This window comes from Ruegeria sp. CDSC085, assembly GCF_059610465.1.
Window position 1 is genome coordinate 18839 of the sequence record NZ_JBXWNR010000003.1, and the last position, 17445, is coordinate 36283.

The 17445-nt window shown below is 54.8% G+C and carries 19 protein-coding genes; 11 read left to right on the forward strand and 8 right to left on the reverse strand.

The annotated features are described in order from the left end of the window. Positions 1 to 237: 237 nt before the first annotated feature. Entirely contained in the window at positions 238 to 459 is a 222-nt protein-coding gene (locus AC2FJB_RS06440; protein WP_496717627.1) for a hypothetical protein, read from the forward strand. Positions 460 to 1041: 582 nt separating this feature from the next. Here AC2FJB_RS06440 and urtE read toward each other — a convergent pair. Genes urtE through urtA form a run of 5 tightly spaced genes read right to left on the reverse strand, consistent with a single transcriptional unit; the run spans position 1042 to position 7003 of the window. After that, entirely contained in the window at positions 1042 to 1737 is a 696-nt protein-coding gene (urtE, locus tag AC2FJB_RS06445) for an urea ABC transporter ATP-binding subunit UrtE (protein WP_496717629.1), read from the reverse strand. Positions 1738 to 1740: 3 nt separating this feature from the next. Further along, entirely contained in the window at positions 1741 to 2481 is a 741-nt protein-coding gene (gene urtD / locus AC2FJB_RS06450) for an urea ABC transporter ATP-binding protein UrtD (RefSeq protein WP_496674104.1), read from the reverse strand. Then, on the reverse strand, positions 2478 to 3707 hold the full coding sequence (gene urtC, locus AC2FJB_RS06455; RefSeq protein WP_496717630.1) for an urea ABC transporter permease subunit UrtC: 1230 nt from the start codon (positions 3705 to 3707) through the stop codon (positions 2478 to 2480). The genes urtD and urtC overlap by 4 nt, the downstream gene beginning before the upstream one ends. Before the next feature lie 3 nt (positions 3708 to 3710). After that, entirely contained in the window at positions 3711 to 5663 is a 1953-nt protein-coding gene (gene urtB / locus AC2FJB_RS06460; RefSeq protein ID WP_496717631.1) for an urea ABC transporter permease subunit UrtB, read from the reverse strand. A 59-nt stretch (positions 5664 to 5722) separates the two neighbouring features. Next, positions 5723 to 7003 (reverse strand): urea ABC transporter substrate-binding protein, encoded by a 1281-nt coding sequence (urtA, locus tag AC2FJB_RS06465; RefSeq protein WP_496717633.1) that lies wholly within the window; start codon positions 7001 to 7003, stop codon positions 5723 to 5725. A 395-nt stretch (positions 7004 to 7398) separates the two neighbouring features. On the opposite strand from urtA, the gene AC2FJB_RS06470 reads away from it, so the two are divergent. The 10 genes from AC2FJB_RS06470 (at position 7399) to AC2FJB_RS06515 (ending at position 14369) form a co-directional block, all read left to right on the forward strand. Further along, complete coding sequence (locus AC2FJB_RS06470; protein ID WP_496717634.1) at positions 7399 to 8214, forward strand: urease accessory protein UreD; 816 nt, start codon at positions 7399 to 7401, stop codon at positions 8212 to 8214. 1 nt (position 8215) lies between these two features. Next, on the forward strand, positions 8216 to 8518 hold the full coding sequence (locus AC2FJB_RS06475; RefSeq protein WP_299898816.1) for an urease subunit gamma: 303 nt from the start codon (positions 8216 to 8218) through the stop codon (positions 8516 to 8518). 18 nt (positions 8519 to 8536) lie between these two features. After that, on the forward strand, positions 8537 to 8698 hold the full coding sequence (locus AC2FJB_RS06480; protein WP_158506935.1) for a hypothetical protein: 162 nt from the start codon (positions 8537 to 8539) through the stop codon (positions 8696 to 8698). Beyond that, positions 8695 to 9027 carry an urease subunit beta gene (locus AC2FJB_RS06485; protein WP_117869590.1) on the forward strand — a complete coding sequence of 111 codons (333 nt, stop codon included), beginning with the start codon at positions 8695 to 8697 and terminating at the stop codon, positions 9025 to 9027. Before AC2FJB_RS06480 ends, AC2FJB_RS06485 begins: the two co-directional genes overlap by 4 nt. Then, the gene (gene ureC, locus AC2FJB_RS06490) at positions 9002 to 10762 is read left to right on the forward strand and encodes an urease subunit alpha (RefSeq protein ID WP_496717635.1); all 1761 of its coding nucleotides are present in this window, start codon (positions 9002 to 9004) and stop codon (positions 10760 to 10762) included. Before AC2FJB_RS06485 ends, ureC begins: the two co-directional genes overlap by 26 nt. A 121-nt stretch (positions 10763 to 10883) precedes the next feature. Beyond that, positions 10884 to 11108 carry a hypothetical protein gene (locus tag AC2FJB_RS06495; RefSeq protein WP_496717637.1) on the forward strand — a complete coding sequence of 75 codons (225 nt, stop codon included), beginning with the start codon at positions 10884 to 10886 and terminating at the stop codon, positions 11106 to 11108. 28 nt (positions 11109 to 11136) lie between these two features. Beyond that, positions 11137 to 11589 (forward strand): urease accessory protein UreE, encoded by a 453-nt coding sequence (ureE, locus tag AC2FJB_RS06500; protein ID WP_496717638.1) that lies wholly within the window; start codon positions 11137 to 11139, stop codon positions 11587 to 11589. Further along, complete coding sequence (locus AC2FJB_RS06505; protein ID WP_496717639.1) at positions 11573 to 12226, forward strand: urease accessory protein UreF; 654 nt, start codon at positions 11573 to 11575, stop codon at positions 12224 to 12226. Before ureE ends, AC2FJB_RS06505 begins: the two co-directional genes overlap by 17 nt. Continuing rightward, on the forward strand, positions 12223 to 12888 hold the full coding sequence (gene ureG, locus AC2FJB_RS06510) for an urease accessory protein UreG (RefSeq protein ID WP_496717641.1): 666 nt from the start codon (positions 12223 to 12225) through the stop codon (positions 12886 to 12888). The genes AC2FJB_RS06505 and ureG overlap by 4 nt, the downstream gene beginning before the upstream one ends. Before the next feature lie 449 nt (positions 12889 to 13337). Then, positions 13338 to 14369, forward strand: coding sequence for a GlxA family transcriptional regulator (locus tag AC2FJB_RS06515; protein WP_496717642.1), 1032 nt, complete (start codon positions 13338 to 13340; stop codon positions 14367 to 14369). Here the strand turns inward: AC2FJB_RS06515 and AC2FJB_RS06520 are convergent. The 3 genes from AC2FJB_RS06520 to AC2FJB_RS06530 are packed head-to-tail and all read right to left on the reverse strand — an operon-like array spanning position 14347 to position 17437. Continuing rightward, positions 14347 to 15279: a 3-hydroxyacyl-CoA dehydrogenase NAD-binding domain-containing protein gene (locus AC2FJB_RS06520; RefSeq protein ID WP_496717643.1), complete on the reverse strand. Its 933-nt coding sequence runs from the start codon at positions 15277 to 15279 to the stop codon at positions 14347 to 14349. The two genes, AC2FJB_RS06515 and AC2FJB_RS06520, sit on opposite strands and share 23 nt — an antisense overlap. Then, positions 15279 to 16019: an SDR family NAD(P)-dependent oxidoreductase gene (locus AC2FJB_RS06525; RefSeq protein WP_496717644.1), complete on the reverse strand. Its 741-nt coding sequence runs from the start codon at positions 16017 to 16019 to the stop codon at positions 15279 to 15281. The genes AC2FJB_RS06520 and AC2FJB_RS06525 overlap by 1 nt, the downstream gene beginning before the upstream one ends. Continuing rightward, a complete protein-coding gene (locus AC2FJB_RS06530) occupies positions 16019 to 17437 on the reverse strand; it encodes a gamma-aminobutyraldehyde dehydrogenase (RefSeq protein ID WP_496717645.1) in 1419 nt (472 codons plus the stop codon). The genes AC2FJB_RS06525 and AC2FJB_RS06530 overlap by 1 nt, the downstream gene beginning before the upstream one ends. Positions 17438 to 17445: the final 8 nt, after the last annotated feature.

Genomic DNA, 17445 nt, shown 5'->3' on the forward strand with positions numbered 1-17445 from the left:
TAGCAAATGCGTCAATCTTTTTCAGCGGAGTTGAGCCTATATTGGTCCGCTAACGCTTTTGACACGTATCTCCAGTATTACCACACACTGTGGACCGCGTTGTCGGCCAATACCTTTTCTCGTCGCCAGCGCGGGTTCTAGAGACGCCTAAGCGTTTCCAGTTGGGTCATTGATAAAGGTAATGGGAGTAGAAACATGACTAATAGGTTGGACGTTAAATCAACGTGGGATTCAGTAATGAACGAAACTAAGAATCCTCTAAAAAACCAGTCCCTTCCCACCGCCCATTTGCTGATGCAAATGCTGGCCTGGATGTGGAGCGCTATCTTTTCGCTCATGGTTGGAAGCTACTTTGTTTTTGGCGTAACGGCTGCGGCTCACACAATGCTAATTGGCGGTGTTTTTATAACCTTGCTGGTGTTTCAAAAGTCTGAAGCAGCTAGTTCTGATCTACGATAACCCGTAAGGCTCATACAATACCGGGATTGGGGCGCGCGTTTGGAGACATCTTGTGCTGTAAACGAACTGGCACCCACTTTCGTCTCTCGCTCTGACAGCCCTACGCCCAGATAAATATGGTCGAGTTTGGGCTCGGTACAGACGTTCGGCAGAATTCAGTGAATGTCTGCCTTGCGGGACAAGCCGGACTTTTGGGATTTCGCATGCTGGTGACGCAGAAAGCGTTCGCGCCCGCAGCAATGTGTTTTCGGCAATACAGCGGACACCTATTTGCGAGCGTTTGCACGGGCATAAACCGTTAAAGTCCAAACCGCCCGTTCACTGCAGTCAGCACTGACCATCGTGGAGCGCAACGTTGCGGAAAGGTTCAAGCTCAAGCCGAACCTTGATACAACACCAAGCCTGTCGATCTGTCCGAAAGTACTCACATATCACGGCAAGAGGTACCGAAGGGCCGTATCTCAAAAAAAAGCACTTCTCAAATTGTACGTTTTTGTAGGATCAAACCATGTCCCGAGCCTTAATGCAGGACATGATTTGGGTTTGATGCACCCATGCCAAAGCCAACTACATCGAGCATTGCTAAACTGTTACGGCCCGCAACACTTGATCACGCGTCAGGTCATCTCGTGTGCCTTTGACCATGACTTCGCCACGTCGCAACACAACAAACCTGTCGGCAAGATCATATGCGAAGTCGAAATACTGCTCGACTAAGACAATTGCCATTCCGCTCGTCTTTCTGAGGTGCCGGATCACCTCGCCAATCTGTTGGATTATGTTCGGCTGAATACCTTCGGTTGGCTCATCCAGCAGCAGCAGGCGCGGTCTTGTGATCAGTGCACGTGCGATGGCCAACTGTTGCTGCTGCCCGCCGGAAAGGTCGCCCCCGCGCCGGTTTTGCATTTTTTTGAGGACCGGGAACATATCAAAAATATCATCTGGAACGAAATGATCGCTGGCAGGCAGACAGGAGAAGCCTGTTTCCAGATTCTCTCGAACCGTGAGCAATGGGAATATTTCGCGACCTTGAGGGACATATGCCACACCTTTCCAGGCCATCTGATGAGCAGGCAAGATACCCATCTGCTTTCCGTCAAGCTCCAGTTCACCACCGGAACGGGGATGCGCCCCTGAGATTGCCTTCATCAGACTGGTTTTTCCGACACCGTTGGTCCCCATGACGCACGTTACTTCACCCTGTAAAGCTTCCATGGAAATCCCGTTGAGGATTTGCGAGTGCCCATAGTGCAAAGTCAGATCGGTCAGCTTCAACATTTTCTAGCGCCCCAGATAGACGTCGATGACGTCCTGATTTGATGTCACGTGATCAAGACTGCCCTCGGCTAATACTGATCCTTCATGCAAAACCGTTACTTTGCAGTTCAGGCGCCTGACAAATTCCATGTCATGTTCAACGACCACAACCGCGCGGGTCCTTGCAGCTTGAACCAGCAAGTCTGTGGTATGTTCGCGCTCTTGCGGGGTCATGCCTGCGGCGGGTTCGTCAACCAACAGCAGACGTGGGTCCTGCGCAAGCAGCATGCCAATTTCCAACCATTGCTTCTGCCCGTGGCTCAGTTCACCTGACTTCCGGCTCAGTTCCAGATAAAGCCCAATTTCGGTGGCTAGGTCCTCGACCTTCTGCAAATCACTTTTGGACGGACGGTAAAGCAGCACACCAACCCAACCACGATTTTTCTTTAGCGCCATTAGTAGATTATCGCGCACGGACTGATCCTCGAAAACCGTGGGCTTCTGAAACTTCCGCCCGATTCCCGCCTGCGCGATTTTTGCCTCGGTCATATCCAACAAAGATACGGACTTTTCACCCCATATGACCCGCCCCTCATCTGGCCGGGTCTTGCCGGTGATGATGTCCATAAACGTAGTCTTGCCAGCCCCATTCGGGCCAATCACGGAACGTAGCTCCGCTTCACCAATCTGGAAGGACAAGTTGTTGATAGCGCGGAACCCGTCGAAGGTAACCGATACGCCACTTACTTCTAACAAGGTGCTCATTGGCTGGCCTCTTTCTCACGCAAAGCGCCTTCATCCGGTCCCAGATTGGCACCATGCCGATCAGGATGACGCTGGTTGGTATACAAGTCGAACAAACCTCCGATACCTTGCGGAGCAAACAGCGTGACCAGCACAAAGGACACACCCAGCAGCACTTGCCACCAGTCGACCCATTTGATCGTGTAAAAGCCAAGCAGGATATCTGGGGCCTGCCCGCCCGTGAACCACGTGCTCAGCAGGCTGACAAAAGCCGCGCCGATGACCGCACCATACAGGCGGCCCCGGCCGCCGATAGCGACCCAGACGGCCAGATATATTGAGGCGATGGGGGCCATCTCCTCGGGGTTGATAATGCCAGCCTGCGGATAATATAGCGCACCCGCGATTGCGGCGATGCAAGCCGTCAGGGTGAAGACAGCCAACTTGTAGGCTTCGACCGAATAGCCGAGGAACCGAACCCGCGCCTCGTTGTCTCGAATACCGCGCAGGACTGAGCCGAACTTGCCCGACACGATCCATGCCGCCAGCATGTAACCCAGTCCCAACGCCAAAGCCGAAGCCCACAGGAACCAGAGCGAAACAACGTCCTGAGAGACAGTGACACCGGGCAGGTTCTGCAAGCCGGACAAGCCATTGTTGCCGCGCAAACCGCTGTCGTTCTGAAACAGATACAGCGCCAGAGCCAGCGTCATTGCTTGCGTCAGGATCGACAGATAGACGCCGGTCACTCGACTGCGGAAGGCCAGCCAGCCAAAGATCAGTGCCAGCAGGCCAGGCACCACAACGACCAGTATCAACTGCAGCGTCAAGCTGTGCGAAAACGCCCAGATCAGCGGGAATTCGGATGATCCGACTACGCCGAAAATCTGAGTGCCGATGGCGTCCACAACTTCGGCAGGCGTTGCCGGAATGTCGGCTTGTGACAATGACTCGACCACGATCAGCCGGGTGCGTTCATACATCAGCCACATGCCGATCATATAGCCACCGAGCCCGAAGAAAGCGAAATGGCCTAGTGATAGAATGCCGGTGAAACCCCAAACCAGATCCATCGCGACAGCGATCAAACACAGGCACAGGGTCTTGCCCAGCGTTTTGACGAAACTGGTTGAGATCACACCGATCCCGAACCCTTCGGACAGGACAGTTACACCCAGCGTGAACAGCGACAGGATGGCCAGAAAGACCAGCACAGATGGGTTCTTGACCACAAAACTACGTTCCATGGCTCAATCCCCCGCCGCGCGACCTTTGAGGGCAATAATGCCTCGTGGTCGAAATTGGATGAAAATGATGATGAAGATGATCATGTAGGTTTGCGCCGCGAGGGTGTTCGACGGGTTCATCCACTCGATCCCCTTTTGCAGGAACCCGATCATCCCCGCGCCTGCCAGCGCGCCCCAGATGTTGCCGACACCACCGACAACTACGGTCATGAAACTTTGCACGATGTAGTCGTTGCCCAGATCCGACGTGACTTTTGCGAACAGGCCAATGGCCACACCCGCGATCCCAGCAATGCCGGAGCCGAGACCGAAGGTCAGCATATTCACCCGCCCCGGGTTGATACCCATTGATCCGGCCATGCGAGGGTTCTGCGTGACCGCACGCATCTCAAGTCCCAGCCTTGTCCGTTTCATGATGTAAAGGAACAGCCCCAGAAAGATCAGCGCCAGTACGAAGATTGCAATGCGGATATAGCTGATCGAAACCACATCGTTCATCACCCAGGCACCGTCCAGCCAGCCCGGAGCAGTCAGAGGGCGGGCCTGTGTACCAAAGATATTCTTGGCCAGTTGCTGCAAGGCAATCGAGATACCAAAAGTCGCCAGCAGTGTTTCCAACGGGCGGGCATAAAGCCAACGGATCACCAGGCGCTCCATGGCGACGCCCATGGCAAACGTGACGGCGAAAGCCATTGGGATGGCAACGATGATCGATACCGTATGGTCGGGGACGTACTGCTGAACGACATAGCCCGTATAAGCGCCCATCATGATAAATTCGCCATGGGCCATGTTGATTACCCCCATCACTCCGAAAGTGATGGCCAACCCAATGGCGGCAAGGAAATAGATCGAGGCCAGAGAGACCGCGTCCAACGTCAGGTCGAGCGTCTGGTTTAGGCCAACTTTCAGTTCGATCTTCTTTAGCGCTTTTTCGGCAGCGGCGGTTACTTCGATGGACGGCTCGGCATAAGTCTCAAAGAACACATGCGCACCCAGCGCCGTGTCGATATCGGCTTCAGTTACCAGCGCAGGAACAAGTCCGGCTTCAGCCAAAATGCTGTAGGCTTGCGTGCGCGCAGTATTGTTGTTCAGTTGCGCGACCGGGACACCCCCTACGCGACCACCGTCGATGTTCGCAGCCAAAGCCAGGCGGATGTCGTCAGGCAACACATGGGGCGCAGCCAAGTCACTCGCGACCAACAGGTGGTATGCGTCATCCCGCGACAAAGCGTCTGATCCGGGTTCCAAAATGATGGCGACGTTAACATCCGATGGCAGGTCCGCAGCGGTCTTTCGTGAGGTCACGAGTAACGGGTTCAGCGCCGCGCGGACGTCGACACCCAGATCGTTCGACATTTCTTCAATTGCAGCCACGCGGGCCGCAACGTCTTCGTCATATCCAATCGTCAGCAGCCGTTCGAGCCGTTGCTTCTGCGCCTTCAAATCCACATCTGGCTCGTCCTCGATCGAGGCACGAAGAGGTTCGAGCAGTGCGCCCTCGGGATCACGTTGAATGGACTTTAGTGCCGCTAGGCGCTTCTTTCGATCCGGGTCGGTCAACTGAAACTGCACCAGAGCTGTCCCGATCATAGCGCGGACACCGCTGTTGGGCTTCAATTGCTTCAAGTCTGATTTCTCAAAGGTACCGACCACTTTGCCTGTGTCGAAATCGGTCAGTTCGTACGACCGTCCTTCGGCCTTTTTTCCGGCAAAGAACAGACCGTCAGACTTGCGCATCCACATGTCTTTGGCGACCCATGCCTCAAGCATCAACTGCGCTTGCGGCAGCCCACTGGCGGCAAGCGCATCAATCGCCGGTTTGATCGTCTTGCGCGAACTTTTGACAATGATCTCCTGATGATCCTGCAAGATCGGCTGCAGGCCACCGTCTTGCGCGTTGGCGTTCAGGCAGGCAAAGAGAATTGCCAGGCCCGCAAGGAATAGTCTTAACATGTGGTGAAACCCGCGTGTCTTTGGGCAAGGCGGGCGATCACACCCGCCTTGCGTACGATTTAATAGTTCGACAAAGTCTGAACGCAGCTTTCGATCTCGGTGTTGTACATACCGCAGCCGAGATCTTTCCAATCCGATTTCAGCACTGCGGATTCAGGCAGGAAGTCGGTCCATGCGTCGCCCGGTACAACGTCCGTTTCGCTGATGATGTCGAACTGGCCGTCTTCCTGAATCTCACCAATCAGAACCGGCTTAGCCAGATGGTGGTTCGGCAACATCACAGCAGTACCTCCGGTCAGGTTCGGGAATTCCTGCCCGTACATGGCGGCGCGCACAGCGTCTACTTCGGTCGAGCCGGCTTCGGTCGCGGCATTCACCCACATGTTGAAGCCGATGAAATGCGCCTCCATAGGATCGTTGGTCACCCGTTCGTCACCCATAGTGGCTTTCCAGGTTTCGACAAATTCGGCGTTCACATCAGTATCCGCCGACTGGAAATAATTCCAAGCCGCCAAATGGCCGACGAGGTTGGTGGTATCGAGACCGGAAAGTTCTTCCTCACCAACCGAAAAGGCCACGACAGGAATGTCATCTGCCGAAACACCAGCTGCGGCCAGTTCTTTATAGAAACCAATATTGGCGTCTCCGTTGATCGTCGAGATCACACCAACCTTTTTACCATCTTCGCCTAGTGCAACGACGTCAGATACGATTTTGGACCAGTCAGAATGGCCAAAGGGGGTGTAGTTGACGAAGATATCCGCATCCGCGATACCCTTTTGCTTAAGGTAGCTTTCCAAAATATTGTTGGTCGTCCTGGGATAGACATAATCCGTCCCGAGCAGAGCGAACTTCTCAACCCCCAGTTCCTCCAGGAAATAATCGGTCGCAGGGATAGCCTGCTGGTTCGGGGCCGCACCGGTGTAAAAGACATTTTTAGAGCTTTCTTCGCCCTCATACTGAACCGGATAGAACAGCAGTCCGTTCAGCTCTTCGATCACCGGCAGTACTGATTTGCGGCTGACCGAAGTCCAGTTGCCAAAGATCACATCCACCTCGTGGACGGTCAGCAGCTCACGCGCTTTTTCCGCGAACAGCGGCCAATCCGATGCGGGATCCACAACAACGGCCTCAAGCTGCTTGCCTAAAAGACCACCTTTGGCGTTTTGCTGGTCGATCAGCATCAGCATGGTGTCTTTCAGAGTAGTCTCTGAGATTGCCATCGTGCCCGACAGCGAATGCAGCACTCCGACCTTGATCGTGTCTTCGTCCGACAACGCAGCGGTGGCTATGGCAGCAAAGACAACCGATCCGGCGAGCGTGGATTTGAGCGATTTCATGTAATCCTCCTGGCGGGGCCGGGAGAGAGGGCTTGCGCAAAGGCACACTCTTCTTCTACCTGATCCCCGCAACTGTTGTTGCGTTCCGTGTGGCGGCTGTGTTCGAGGTCCAATTCGCGCAGCCGTCACACACCCCCGGGTCATTTCCGCGGTGGCACCCATACGGTTTCTGCATTGCAGCAAGGTTGGCAACTTACCTTTAGCCCAATTTGGGAAATCGGCGAGAAGCGCATATTTTTTCATCTAAGTCGAAGGTTGCTGTCTAAAATTTAGACACACGATGTGGAAATAAGCTGATTCCGACACTGCAGATTAGTGTTCCGACACTTCAACAGAGAAACAGGTGGCACCAAACGACGCGCTAAAGGTGCCCTATTACACAAGTTGCAGCCATATTGCCCACGCATAGCACGGTACCGCCACGTTCTGCAGGCACCGTCAGCTTAAGTACCAAGCAATTGGGCAACAGGACTGTGCTGGACAGATTTCGCCAGTCTGGGTCCTTTAAATGCCTATTCCCAAGAACGATCACACCTGATCTTGATGCGGTTCTTCTGAACACGGCAGGCGGTGTGACCGGAGGCGATTCATTCCGGTTTTCTTGCAAGGCAGCAAAAAGCACGGCGCTGACCTTGACGACACAAGCCTGCGAGCGCGCCTACAAAGCCCAGCCCAAAGAATGGGGCCAGATTACAAATCATTTGACGGTTGAATCTGGTGCCCGGCTGAACTGGTTGCCGCAAGAAACCATTCTGTACAACGGCAGCGCTTTGGACCGACGCCTTAGGATCGACTTGGCGCTCAATGCTGAAATGCTGATGGTCGAGCCGCTGGTCTTTGGGCGCGTTGCCATGGGCGAGACGCTGACCGGCATCCGCTTGCGCGATCGGATCGAGATTCGGCGCGAGGACACGCCAGTGTTTCTCGATACGATTAGGTTCTCTGGTGATTGGCATACGCACGTATCCAAGCCGCATATTACAAACGGCGCGGGGGCGATGGCGCTAATCGTCTTAGCGTCGAGTTCTGCCGAAGGTCATCTGAAACCTGTGCGGGCAATGCTACCGGACACCGCAGGGGCAACCGTGATCCGGAAAGACCTATTGGTCATTCGCATTCTGGCAGACAACAGCTTTGCACTGCGTCGAACGCTGATACCAGTTCTACACCGTCTGAACAAAGACACATTGCCCCGATGCTGGATGCTCTGACATGAACCTGACCCCTCGTGAAAAAGACAAATTGCTGGTCGCCATGGCAGCCGAGGTCGCTCGAAAACGACTGGCCCGCGGCGTCAAGCTGAACCACCCCGAGGCCATTGCGTTGATAACCGACGCCGTGGTCGAAGGCGCGCGCGATGGCCGTTCGGTCGCCGACATGATGCAAGCCGGGGCTGAAGTGATCTCCCGGGGCCAATGCATGGAAGGCGTGCCCGAGATGATCCACGAGGTGCAGGTTGAAGCCACTTTCCCGGATGGCACAAAACTTGTGACTGTCCACAACCCCATTCGCTAATTTCCAAAGGAGTCACCCATGAACCGTATGCTGTTTCCCGCTCTCATTCTGGCTGGTCCGGCCATGGCCCATTCGGATACCCAAGTTCACGCCCATGGCAGTGATTACGCCGCGCTCGCAGTTGGGTTGGCTTTGATCGCGGTCATCGCCATTACCGTGATTTTGAAGCTGCCGAAATGATCCCGGGTGAGATCATTCCGGCCGAAGGCTCACTGACGCTGAACGCAGGGCGCAGCAGCCGTCTTGTTATTGTCGCCAATACCGGCGACCGACCAATACAGGTCGGCAGCCACTACCATTTTTCCGAAGCAAACCCGGCTCTGGATTTTGATAGGTATGCAGCTTTGGGTATGCGGCTGGACATCCCGGCGGGCACTGCGGTGCGATTTGAGCCAGGCCAAACTCGCGAAGTTATGCTGGTGCCATTTGAGGGGCGCCGGCACATCTACGGTTTCAATATGCACATCATGGGGGCTTTGAAAGATGCCGGGCAAGATCAGCCGGAGTGACTATGCCTCCATGTTCGGCCCCACGGTCGGCGACAAAGTACGATTGGCAGATACCGATCTGATCATCGAATTAGAAAAAGACCTTATCGTGGAGCGCGCAACGACTGCGCGTTTCAGCGAGACCGGTCACCGCGAAGATGTCTATGGGGAAGAGGTCAAGTTCGGTGGTGGTAAAGTCATTCGCGATGGGATGGGGCAGTCTCAGGCCACGCGTGCCGAAGGCGCCGTGGACACGGTGATCACCAATGCTCTGATCGTGGATCACTCGGGTATCTACAAGGCGGATGTCGGCCTAAAGGACGGGCGCATCGCCAAGATTGGCAAAGCCGGAAATCCGGATACACAGCCCGGCGTAGACATCATCATCGGCCCCGGCACCGAGGCCATCGCTGGCGAGGGTCGCATCCTGACGGCTGGCGGGTTCGACAGCCATATTCACTTCATCTGCCCTCAACAGATAGAGGACGCGCTGCATTCTGGCCTGACGACCATGCTTGGTGGCGGCACTGGCCCGGCACATGGCACTCTGGCGACCACATGCACCCCGGGCCCATGGCATATCGGCCGGATGTTGCAGGCGGCAGATGCTTTTCCCATGAATCTTGCTTTCGCGGGCAAGGGAAATGCTTCGCTTCCCGCTGCTCTGGAGGAACAGGTAAAAGCCGGAGCTTGTGCCCTGAAACTGCACGAGGACTGGGGCACGACTCCGGCGGCCATCGACTGCTGCCTTGCGGTCGCTGATGCGATGGACGTTCAGGTGATGATCCACACCGACACGCTCAACGAATCCGGGTTTGTTGAAAATACAGTTGCCGCGATAAAGGGCCGTACTATCCACGCTTTCCATACCGAAGGCGCGGGCGGCGGCCACGCCCCCGACATCATCAAAATCTGCGGTGAGGACCATGTCCTACCCTCCTCTACCAACCCGACGCGGCCCTTTACGGTGAACACGGTAGAGGAACATCTCGACATGCTGATGGTCTGCCATCACCTCGACAAATCCATCCCCGAGGATGTGGCTTTTGCTGAAAGCCGCATTCGGCGTGAAACCATCGCGGCTGAAGATATCCTGCACGACATGGGTGCCTTCAGCATCATCGCTTCTGACAGTCAGGCGATGGGGCGCGTTGGCGAAGTTCTAATTCGCACCTGGCAAACGGCTGATAAAATGAAGAAACAGCGAGGCCGCCTGCCGGAGGAATCCGGTGACAACGACAACCTGCGCGTTCGCCGTTACATCGCCAAGTACACGATTAACCCTGCGGTTGCCCATGGCCTCAGCCACGAGATTGGCAGTATCGAAGAAGGAAAACGCGCCGACCTGGTCCTATGGGACCCTGCCTTTTTTGGAGTGAAGCCTGAGATGGTTTTGCTAGGCGGCACCATCGTTTGTGCACAGATGGGTGATCCCAATGCTTCGATACCCACCCCGCAGCCGGTTTATAGTCGGCCAATGTTCGGTGCCTATGGTCGATCCGTTGAAAACTCAGCAATTACCTTTGTGTCGCAAGCCGCGCTGGCGGACGGGATCGGTGATGCACTAGGATTGGCAAAGCAGACCGTGGCTGTCCAAAACACGCGAGAGATTGGCAAACAGGATCTTCTGCTCAACAACGCGACACCTCATGTCGAAGTCGATCCAGAAACCTACGAAGTCCGGGCAGATGGCGAACTGCTGACCTGCCAACCCGCCGAAGTACTGCCCATGGCACAGCGATACTTTATGTTCTGACTAAAAATTATGCTGCATTGCACAGCGCGCAACGCAGAAATGACCAAACACCCACTTCAATGTGAGGCCGATATGACAGATATTAATGCCCAAGGGAGGACCAACGTTTACGAGGGTCCAAATGGCACACTCAGCAACACAATCGCACGCACGCTTTTCGCTGCCCGGTCTGGTCGCGTCCATCACAGCATCAGTCTACGGGGCTCTGATCAGTGTGGCCGAAGCTCAATCGCGCGTTCGGCAAGTCGAATTCCTGCAATCGCTCAGCGACGAAGAGTTGAAAAAACGCGGCCTATCACGCGAACGGATCGTGCACCGGGTGTTTGCGGATTCAATCTGGCTCTGACTATTTCTGCTCCAGAGGAGGCGACGGTATGACCGCCCTGCTCTGCACCGCACGCCGTTACTCGGATCATATGCACGGCGACTCCGCAGATTGCCTGTCGCTGACTTATGACGATCGGTTTTTGCGTCGCAAGGTTCTGACCTGTGAAAGTGGCGAACAAATACTCGTCGATCTGGCGCAAACCACCTCGTTGAACCACGGTGGCACGTTGATTCTGGACGACGGTCGCGAAGTGGAAATACAGGCTGCACCCGAAGCACTGCTTGAGGTTTCCGCTCCGGACCTGACACGCATCGCGTGGCATATTGGCAATCGCCACACGCCCTGCCAGATCGAAAAGGATCGTCTGCTGATCCAGATCGATCATGTGATCCGAGATATGCTTTTGAAAATCGGAGCCACAGTGCGCGAGGTGCACGAACCGTTCAACCCCGAAGGCGGAGCCTATGGCCACGGCAGGACACATGGCCACGCCCACTGACGCCGATATCCTGACGCTGACCCAGTGGTTGTCTCCGGCATACCCTGTGGGGGGATTTGCTTATTCTCATGGGTTGGAAGCTGCAATTGACGAAGGAGCGGTCGCCAGTTCCCAAGACGCCGAAGCCTGGATTTCAGATGCGCTGGAACACGGATCTGGATGGAATGATACTCTGTTCGTGGTGTCCGCATACAACGCGCGGGACAAAGATGAACTTTTTAGCATCGATGCCAAGGCACGGGCTATCTGCGCGTCATCCGAAAGGAAAATGGAAACCGAACTGCTGGGACAGGCATTCGGGACTGTCACAGGAGAGGTCTGGGATATAGACATCCAACAGCTTTCCTACCCAGTTTCAGTAGGTCACGCCGCGCGTCTACAAAACCTCCCCCTACTGCTGACGACGAAGATGTATCTACAAGCATTCGCAAGCAACTTGGTCGCTTGCGCAACGCGTCTTGTGCCGCTGGGGCAAACCGACGCGCAGAAACTAATCCGTAATTTGACACCGCTATGTGCTCATATCGCCGAAAAGGCGCAAATGGCAGGTTTAGAAGAATTGAGTTCGACTGCGTTCCTGACGGACATCGCGTCGATGAGACACGAAATACAGTATTCAAGGATATTCCGAACATGAGAACTATGAACGGCCCTCTTCGCGTTGGCATCGGCGGTCCGGTTGGAGCCGGAAAGACCACTTTGACCGCTGCCTTGTCTGAAGCCCTGCGCGATGCTTGTTCAGTGGGCGTCATCACCAATGACATTTACACGCAGGAGGATGCCGAAGCGCTGGTTCGCATGCAGGTCCTTCCCCAAGATCGGATTATCGGCGTCGAAACGGGCGGTTGCCCACATACAGCAATCCGCGAGGACGCATCGATAAACCTTGCAGCTGTCGCTGAAATGCAGGAACGCCATCCCGATCTTGATATCGTTCTGATCGAAAGCGGCGGCGACAATCTGTCGGCTACTTTCAGCCCGGAACTCGCAGACCTTACAATCTATGTGATCGACGTCGCCGCTGGAGAGGAAATCCCGCGAAAAGGCGGACCGGCAATAACAAAATCCGACATCCTGGTCATAAACAAGACCGATCTGGCGCCGCATGTTGGCGCTTCACTGGAGGTAATGGAACGAGATGCAGCCAGAATGCGCAAAGGACGGCCATTTTTGTTCTCGTCCCTTCGCCACAAAAAAGGGGTCGACGCAATTGTTGACCTCTTGGTGAAGCGGGGTGGGGTAATAATTTCAGAAGTGAATTTGCTCCCAGAACGGAGATGCCAAATTGTCGGCACCTAAACCCGACTGGAGAGGCCGAAGGTACAATCTATAATTTTCACGTTTGTCTGGATGTTATGTTTTGTCTTCACTCATCGGCTGTCCGTATAGGAAGCGCACTAGCCAACCTAGACAACTATCCGTAACCATAACATTCTTCGGTGCCGATTTGTTGCGCGCTACGCGACTTTCGCCCTCGGATATTCCTGCGTGATGCGCGAAACTGCGACGTCTGTTGTGGGCTCGGTTCGGTTATTCGCAAAGTACTCGTGAGCGTCTGCTGTGCGGACAAAGTGAGCCTTCGCTGCGGTGGAGCGAATCTCGGCTTTCTAGCTTCAGAAACTGATTGAGATCTGATCCCCTCAGCCTAGCCTCAGCACTTAGGCAGTGCTTGGCTCAGCACTTTGGTGTCTATTGCGTATTTCCGAAACATAATTGACAATTTTGGACGCTGTTTTACAAAATCGGCCATGACGCAGCCAATAGATCGCAAGTTAGACATAGTTGTTTTGGTGAGTTCGCATTTTAATGTTTCGGCGACAACGTCTTTCGTGGATCCATTCAGAGTAGCAAATTACCTGACGGGTTCAGCTCGATTTTCTTGGACCTATGTCTCAGACCCTGGTGGTCCAATTGAATCGAGCAGCGGCTTGGTCGTTGACACTGCCCCATTGGCGGAGGTGGTGAGGCGCAAGCCTTGGATGGTTCTGGTGAGTACAAGTTGGACACCTGAGCGTCACGGGACACCTCAGTTCAAGGTAGCACTACAGAAATGGGAATCGGGTGGAGCAATCGTTGGAGGTTTGGATACTGGCGCGATTGTTCTTGCGACGGCTGGACTACTCAAAGGGAAGACCGCAACGGTTCACTATGAACACATCGACGCCTTTGCCGAAACGGCCCATGACACCACCGTGTCAGAGAACATGATTATTATGGATGGAAAGATTTTCACTTGTTGCGGGGGTTCTGCAGCAACAGATCTGGGACTGCGGTTTGTACATTCCGTCGCTGGTGAGAGTATCGCCAACGCATCTGCTCGATACCTTTTTCATCACAACGTGCGCGGTGAAGGCCAATCACAGAACCCCAAAGACGTGGAGCCGCTGGGGTATGTCACCTCTGGGGTGGTAAGGGACGCGATCGACTTGATGGAGGCGCATTTGGAGGCCACTTTGTCGATCCCTGAAATATCAGCGAAGTTGAAGATTTCGCAACGACAACTTAGCCGATTGTTTCAGCAATTTGTCCATAAGTCGCCGATCGAGTATTACCGCGACATTCGCCTTGATCGCGCGCGCGGATTAGTGACGCAAACTGAGCTTAAGTTCAGCGAGATTGCGGAAGCATCAGGGTTTAATGGACAGGTTCATTTCAGCCGGGCGTACCGCAAACGATTTGGATTGACACCCAGTGCGGATCGCATTGAAGGCCGCACCCCGTTCGAGTTTCGCGCTTGGCCAATGTTCAATCCCGACATCAAGTCCGAAGGTGTTGGGTAGCTTTTTGCATCGCCGTAAGCATCTTGTCGCGTTGCGCTGATAACTCTTCGGTACTTTGCCCCTGAGTTTGATCATTAATGCCATCGACCAGTTTATTGATGACATCCTCATCAAGACGAGGGTCGCCCAGGTCGTCCCACCAGCCATTGAATGTGTCTTTGAAATGGTCACAGAAAGCCTGCAGGCCACCATCGCCTGCGCCTAAGTGAAAAAGGGTTGTCGGACCCATCGCGGCCCACCGCAGTCCCGGGCCAGCCCACATCGCTTTATCGATGTCTTCGACACTGGCGACACCTTCGACCGCCATATGAACCGCCTCGCGCCAAACCGCGGCTTGCAAACGGTTCGCGACATGTCCTGGCATGCCTTTCTTGATCCGGATCGTGATTTTACCAATGTCTTTGTAGAAAGCTTCTGTGCGGTCCAAAACATCTGAACCGGTGGATTCGTTGACGGTCAATTCGACCAGTGGGATGAGATGCGGTGGGTTAAATGGATGACCTAGGATCAATTTGCTGGGATCGCGCCATCCCTCTTGCAAAGCTTCAAGCGTTAGGCCGGAAGTTGAGCTTGAAACTATTGCGTTAGGGTTCAACTCTGGCTCAATCCCGGCATAGGTCGAATGCTTAATTGGCAGTCTTTCTGGCACGTTCTCCTGAACAAATTGCACGCCCTGGACAGCCGCCTCGGCGGTTGAAACGAAAGTGATAGCGTCCGGTGTGGCCCTATCTGTGAGGTTCAACTCGTCCAGTGCCGGCCAGGCTTTTTCGACATAAGAGCGAACGGATGCTTCGGTATTCGGATCGGGGTCAAAGACCGTCACGCTACGGCCCGAGGCGAGAAACAACGCTGCCCAGCTTGCCCCTATCACACCGGCTCCAAGAATGGCGGTTCTTTCAATTTCTGACATCATAACAGTCCCGGATTAAGTGGGGAGGCCGCCGTCAGGCCACCGTCCACTGTGAACAACTGGCCGGTTGCAAAAGACGAGTCGTCAGAGGCCAGCCACACAGCCATCGCTGCAATATCGGCAGGTTTGCCAAAGCGTTTGACCGCGTGGCGGGCCAGCGCGTCGGATTTGGCCTTTTCTGGGTCATGCGCGAGGTCGAACGCTGCGTCCAGCATGCCCGTTTCAATCCATCCCGGGCAGATAGCATTGCAGCGCACCGTTGGTCCGTGGTCCACTGCAATAGAGCGTGTGAGCCCATGCACAAACGCTTTTGACGCATTGTAGAGCGCCATCGATGGGTCCGCGGCATTGCCCGAGATCGAACCAATGTTGATGATCGAGCCACCTTGCGACATTTCTGGAATGAAGGCGCGACAACAGTTAAAAACGCCTCGCGCATTTACGCCCATCACTAAGTCCCAATCCGCGTCTGTGCTTTCGGTCACTGTTTTTTCGACCTGAACGCCGGCATTGTTTACAAGGATATCGGTCCCACCGACTATACTGACGATCTGTGCAACGGCTTCGGCGTCGGACACATCCAGTGTGTACCAAATTACGTTTTCCGGCAGATTATCGGGTTGAGGGCCGCGCCCACAGGTAGTGACAGCGGCCCCTTCAGCCATGAACGCCTCAACAATACCCCGCCCGATTCCCTGCTTGCCGCCTGAAACAAAGGCGCGTTTTCCAGCCAACCGCATCAGTGTGCCACCATGACGTGACGGATCGCAGTATAAGCGTCCAATGCATAGACCGACATATCGCTGCCCGTGCCCGAGCCTTTCATCGCGGCCCATGGCATCTCGGGGGTCGCGACCCCATGCGTGTTTACCCACGTAAACCCATAGCGCAGCTTGGACGTCATTTGCATCGCGCGTCCAACATCCCGTGTCCAGACCGATGAGGCCAACCCGTAAGGCCCGTTGTTGGCAATCTTCAACGCCTCTTCTGCGTCAGAAAAACGGGAGACAGTTACAACAGGTCCAAAGACCTCGTTGCAAGCTATCTCCGCAGTATTGTCTACGTCGGCGATGACTGTCGGCTGGTAGAAAAACCCGTATTCTTCGCCAAACGTCCCCCCTGCAACGACTTCAGAATTGCCTCGCGCTCGGTCTACGAAACCTGCAACTCGATCTCGCTGAGTGGCAGAAACCAGAGGACCCATTTCTGTTCCCTCGGCTTTCGGCGCACCAATCTGGATCTGAGCGACCTGATCAGCAAGGGCTGCCACAAGCCTGTCGTAGGCACTGTCTGCGACCATCACGCGGCAAGGCTGTGCGCAGTCCTGACCGGCATTGAAGTAACTGCCATAACGGATCGTCTCGGCCACGGCGTCAAGATCAGCATCATCAAAGACAATGACCGGTGCTTTGCCGCCCAACTCCAGATGAACGTGTCTAATCTGCTGGGACGCTGCCCGCATTGCGGCCATGCCGGTCGCCGGCGATCCCGTAACGCTGATCCCTTCCATCTGTGGACTGTTCATCAGGGTATTCCCGACGCTGGGTCCACGACCGTGGATCACGTTGAGCACACCTTTTGGCAGGATATCTTGCAACAATTCAGCCAGACGCAGAGTAGATAGGGGCGTTATCTCGGACGGTTTCAACACAACAGAACATCCCGCCGCGATTGGTGCGGCAATCTTCCAGGACGCCATCATCAGCGGATAGTTCCAAGGCGCTATGGCCGCTACGGGACCAATTGGATCGCGCCGGATCATCGAGGTATGACCCGCAACATATTCGCCAGCAGCAGACCCCATCATGGTCCGCGCAGCACCAGCGAAAAAGCGAAAGACATCAATCGTCAGCGGCATTTCGTCATCATGAGCCGATGGCCAGGGTTTTCCCACGTCCAGGCTTTCAAGTTCTGCCAACTCCTGGCTGTTCGCCTCGATAACATCAGCTATGTGAAGCAACATCGCGGCGCGTTCCGCGGGGGTCGTACCCGAAAAGGTCTCAAATGCCTCTTGTGAGCCACGCACGGCGGCCTCGATCTGTGCATCGCTGGCTTCATTTACTGTGCAAATGATTTCGCCTGTTGCAGGGTTCAGGATTTCCAACGTCCCTTCGGTGCCTTCGACCAATTCGCCATTGATCAACATTTTCGACTGCATAAGCGTCT

Coding starts and splice junctions, on each gene's coding strand:
- urtB (WP_496717631.1), bottom strand. CDS start 5,663: ATGTTAAGACTATTCCTTGCGGGCCTGGCAATTCTCTTTGCCTGCCTG.
- urtA (WP_496717633.1), bottom strand. CDS start 7,003: ATGAAATCGCTCAAATCCACGCTCGCCGGATCGGTTGTCTTTGCTGCC.
- AC2FJB_RS06480 (WP_158506935.1), top strand. CDS start 8,537: ATGAACCGTATGCTGTTTCCCGCTCTCATTCTGGCTGGTCCGGCCATG.
- AC2FJB_RS06475 (WP_299898816.1), top strand. CDS start 8,216: ATGAACCTGACCCCTCGTGAAAAAGACAAATTGCTGGTCGCCATGGCA.
- AC2FJB_RS06530 (WP_496717645.1), bottom strand. CDS start 17,437: ATGCAGTCGAAAATGTTGATCAATGGCGAATTGGTCGAAGGCACCGAA.
- ureE (WP_496717638.1), top strand. CDS start 11,137: ATGACCGCCCTGCTCTGCACCGCACGCCGTTACTCGGATCATATGCAC.
- urtE (WP_496717629.1), bottom strand. CDS start 1,737: ATGTTGAAGCTGACCGATCTGACTTTGCACTATGGGCACTCGCAAATC.
- urtC (WP_496717630.1), bottom strand. CDS start 3,707: ATGGAACGTAGTTTTGTGGTCAAGAACCCATCTGTGCTGGTCTTTCTG.
- AC2FJB_RS06525 (WP_496717644.1), bottom strand. CDS start 16,019: ATGCGGTTGGCTGGAAAACGCGCCTTTGTTTCAGGCGGCAAGCAGGGA.
- AC2FJB_RS06520 (WP_496717643.1), bottom strand. CDS start 15,279: ATGTCAGAAATTGAAAGAACCGCCATTCTTGGAGCCGGTGTGATAGGG.
- AC2FJB_RS06485 (WP_117869590.1), top strand. CDS start 8,695: ATGATCCCGGGTGAGATCATTCCGGCCGAAGGCTCACTGACGCTGAAC.
- AC2FJB_RS06505 (WP_496717639.1), top strand. CDS start 11,573: ATGGCCACGCCCACTGACGCCGATATCCTGACGCTGACCCAGTGGTTG.
- AC2FJB_RS06440 (WP_496717627.1), top strand. CDS start 238: ATGAACGAAACTAAGAATCCTCTAAAAAACCAGTCCCTTCCCACCGCC.
- ureC (WP_496717635.1), top strand. CDS start 9,002: ATGCCGGGCAAGATCAGCCGGAGTGACTATGCCTCCATGTTCGGCCCC.
- urtD (WP_496674104.1), bottom strand. CDS start 2,481: ATGAGCACCTTGTTAGAAGTAAGTGGCGTATCGGTTACCTTCGACGGG.
- ureG (WP_496717641.1), top strand. CDS start 12,223: ATGAGAACTATGAACGGCCCTCTTCGCGTTGGCATCGGCGGTCCGGTT.
- AC2FJB_RS06515 (WP_496717642.1), top strand. CDS start 13,338: ATGACGCAGCCAATAGATCGCAAGTTAGACATAGTTGTTTTGGTGAGT.
- AC2FJB_RS06495 (WP_496717637.1), top strand. CDS start 10,884: ATGGCACACTCAGCAACACAATCGCACGCACGCTTTTCGCTGCCCGGT.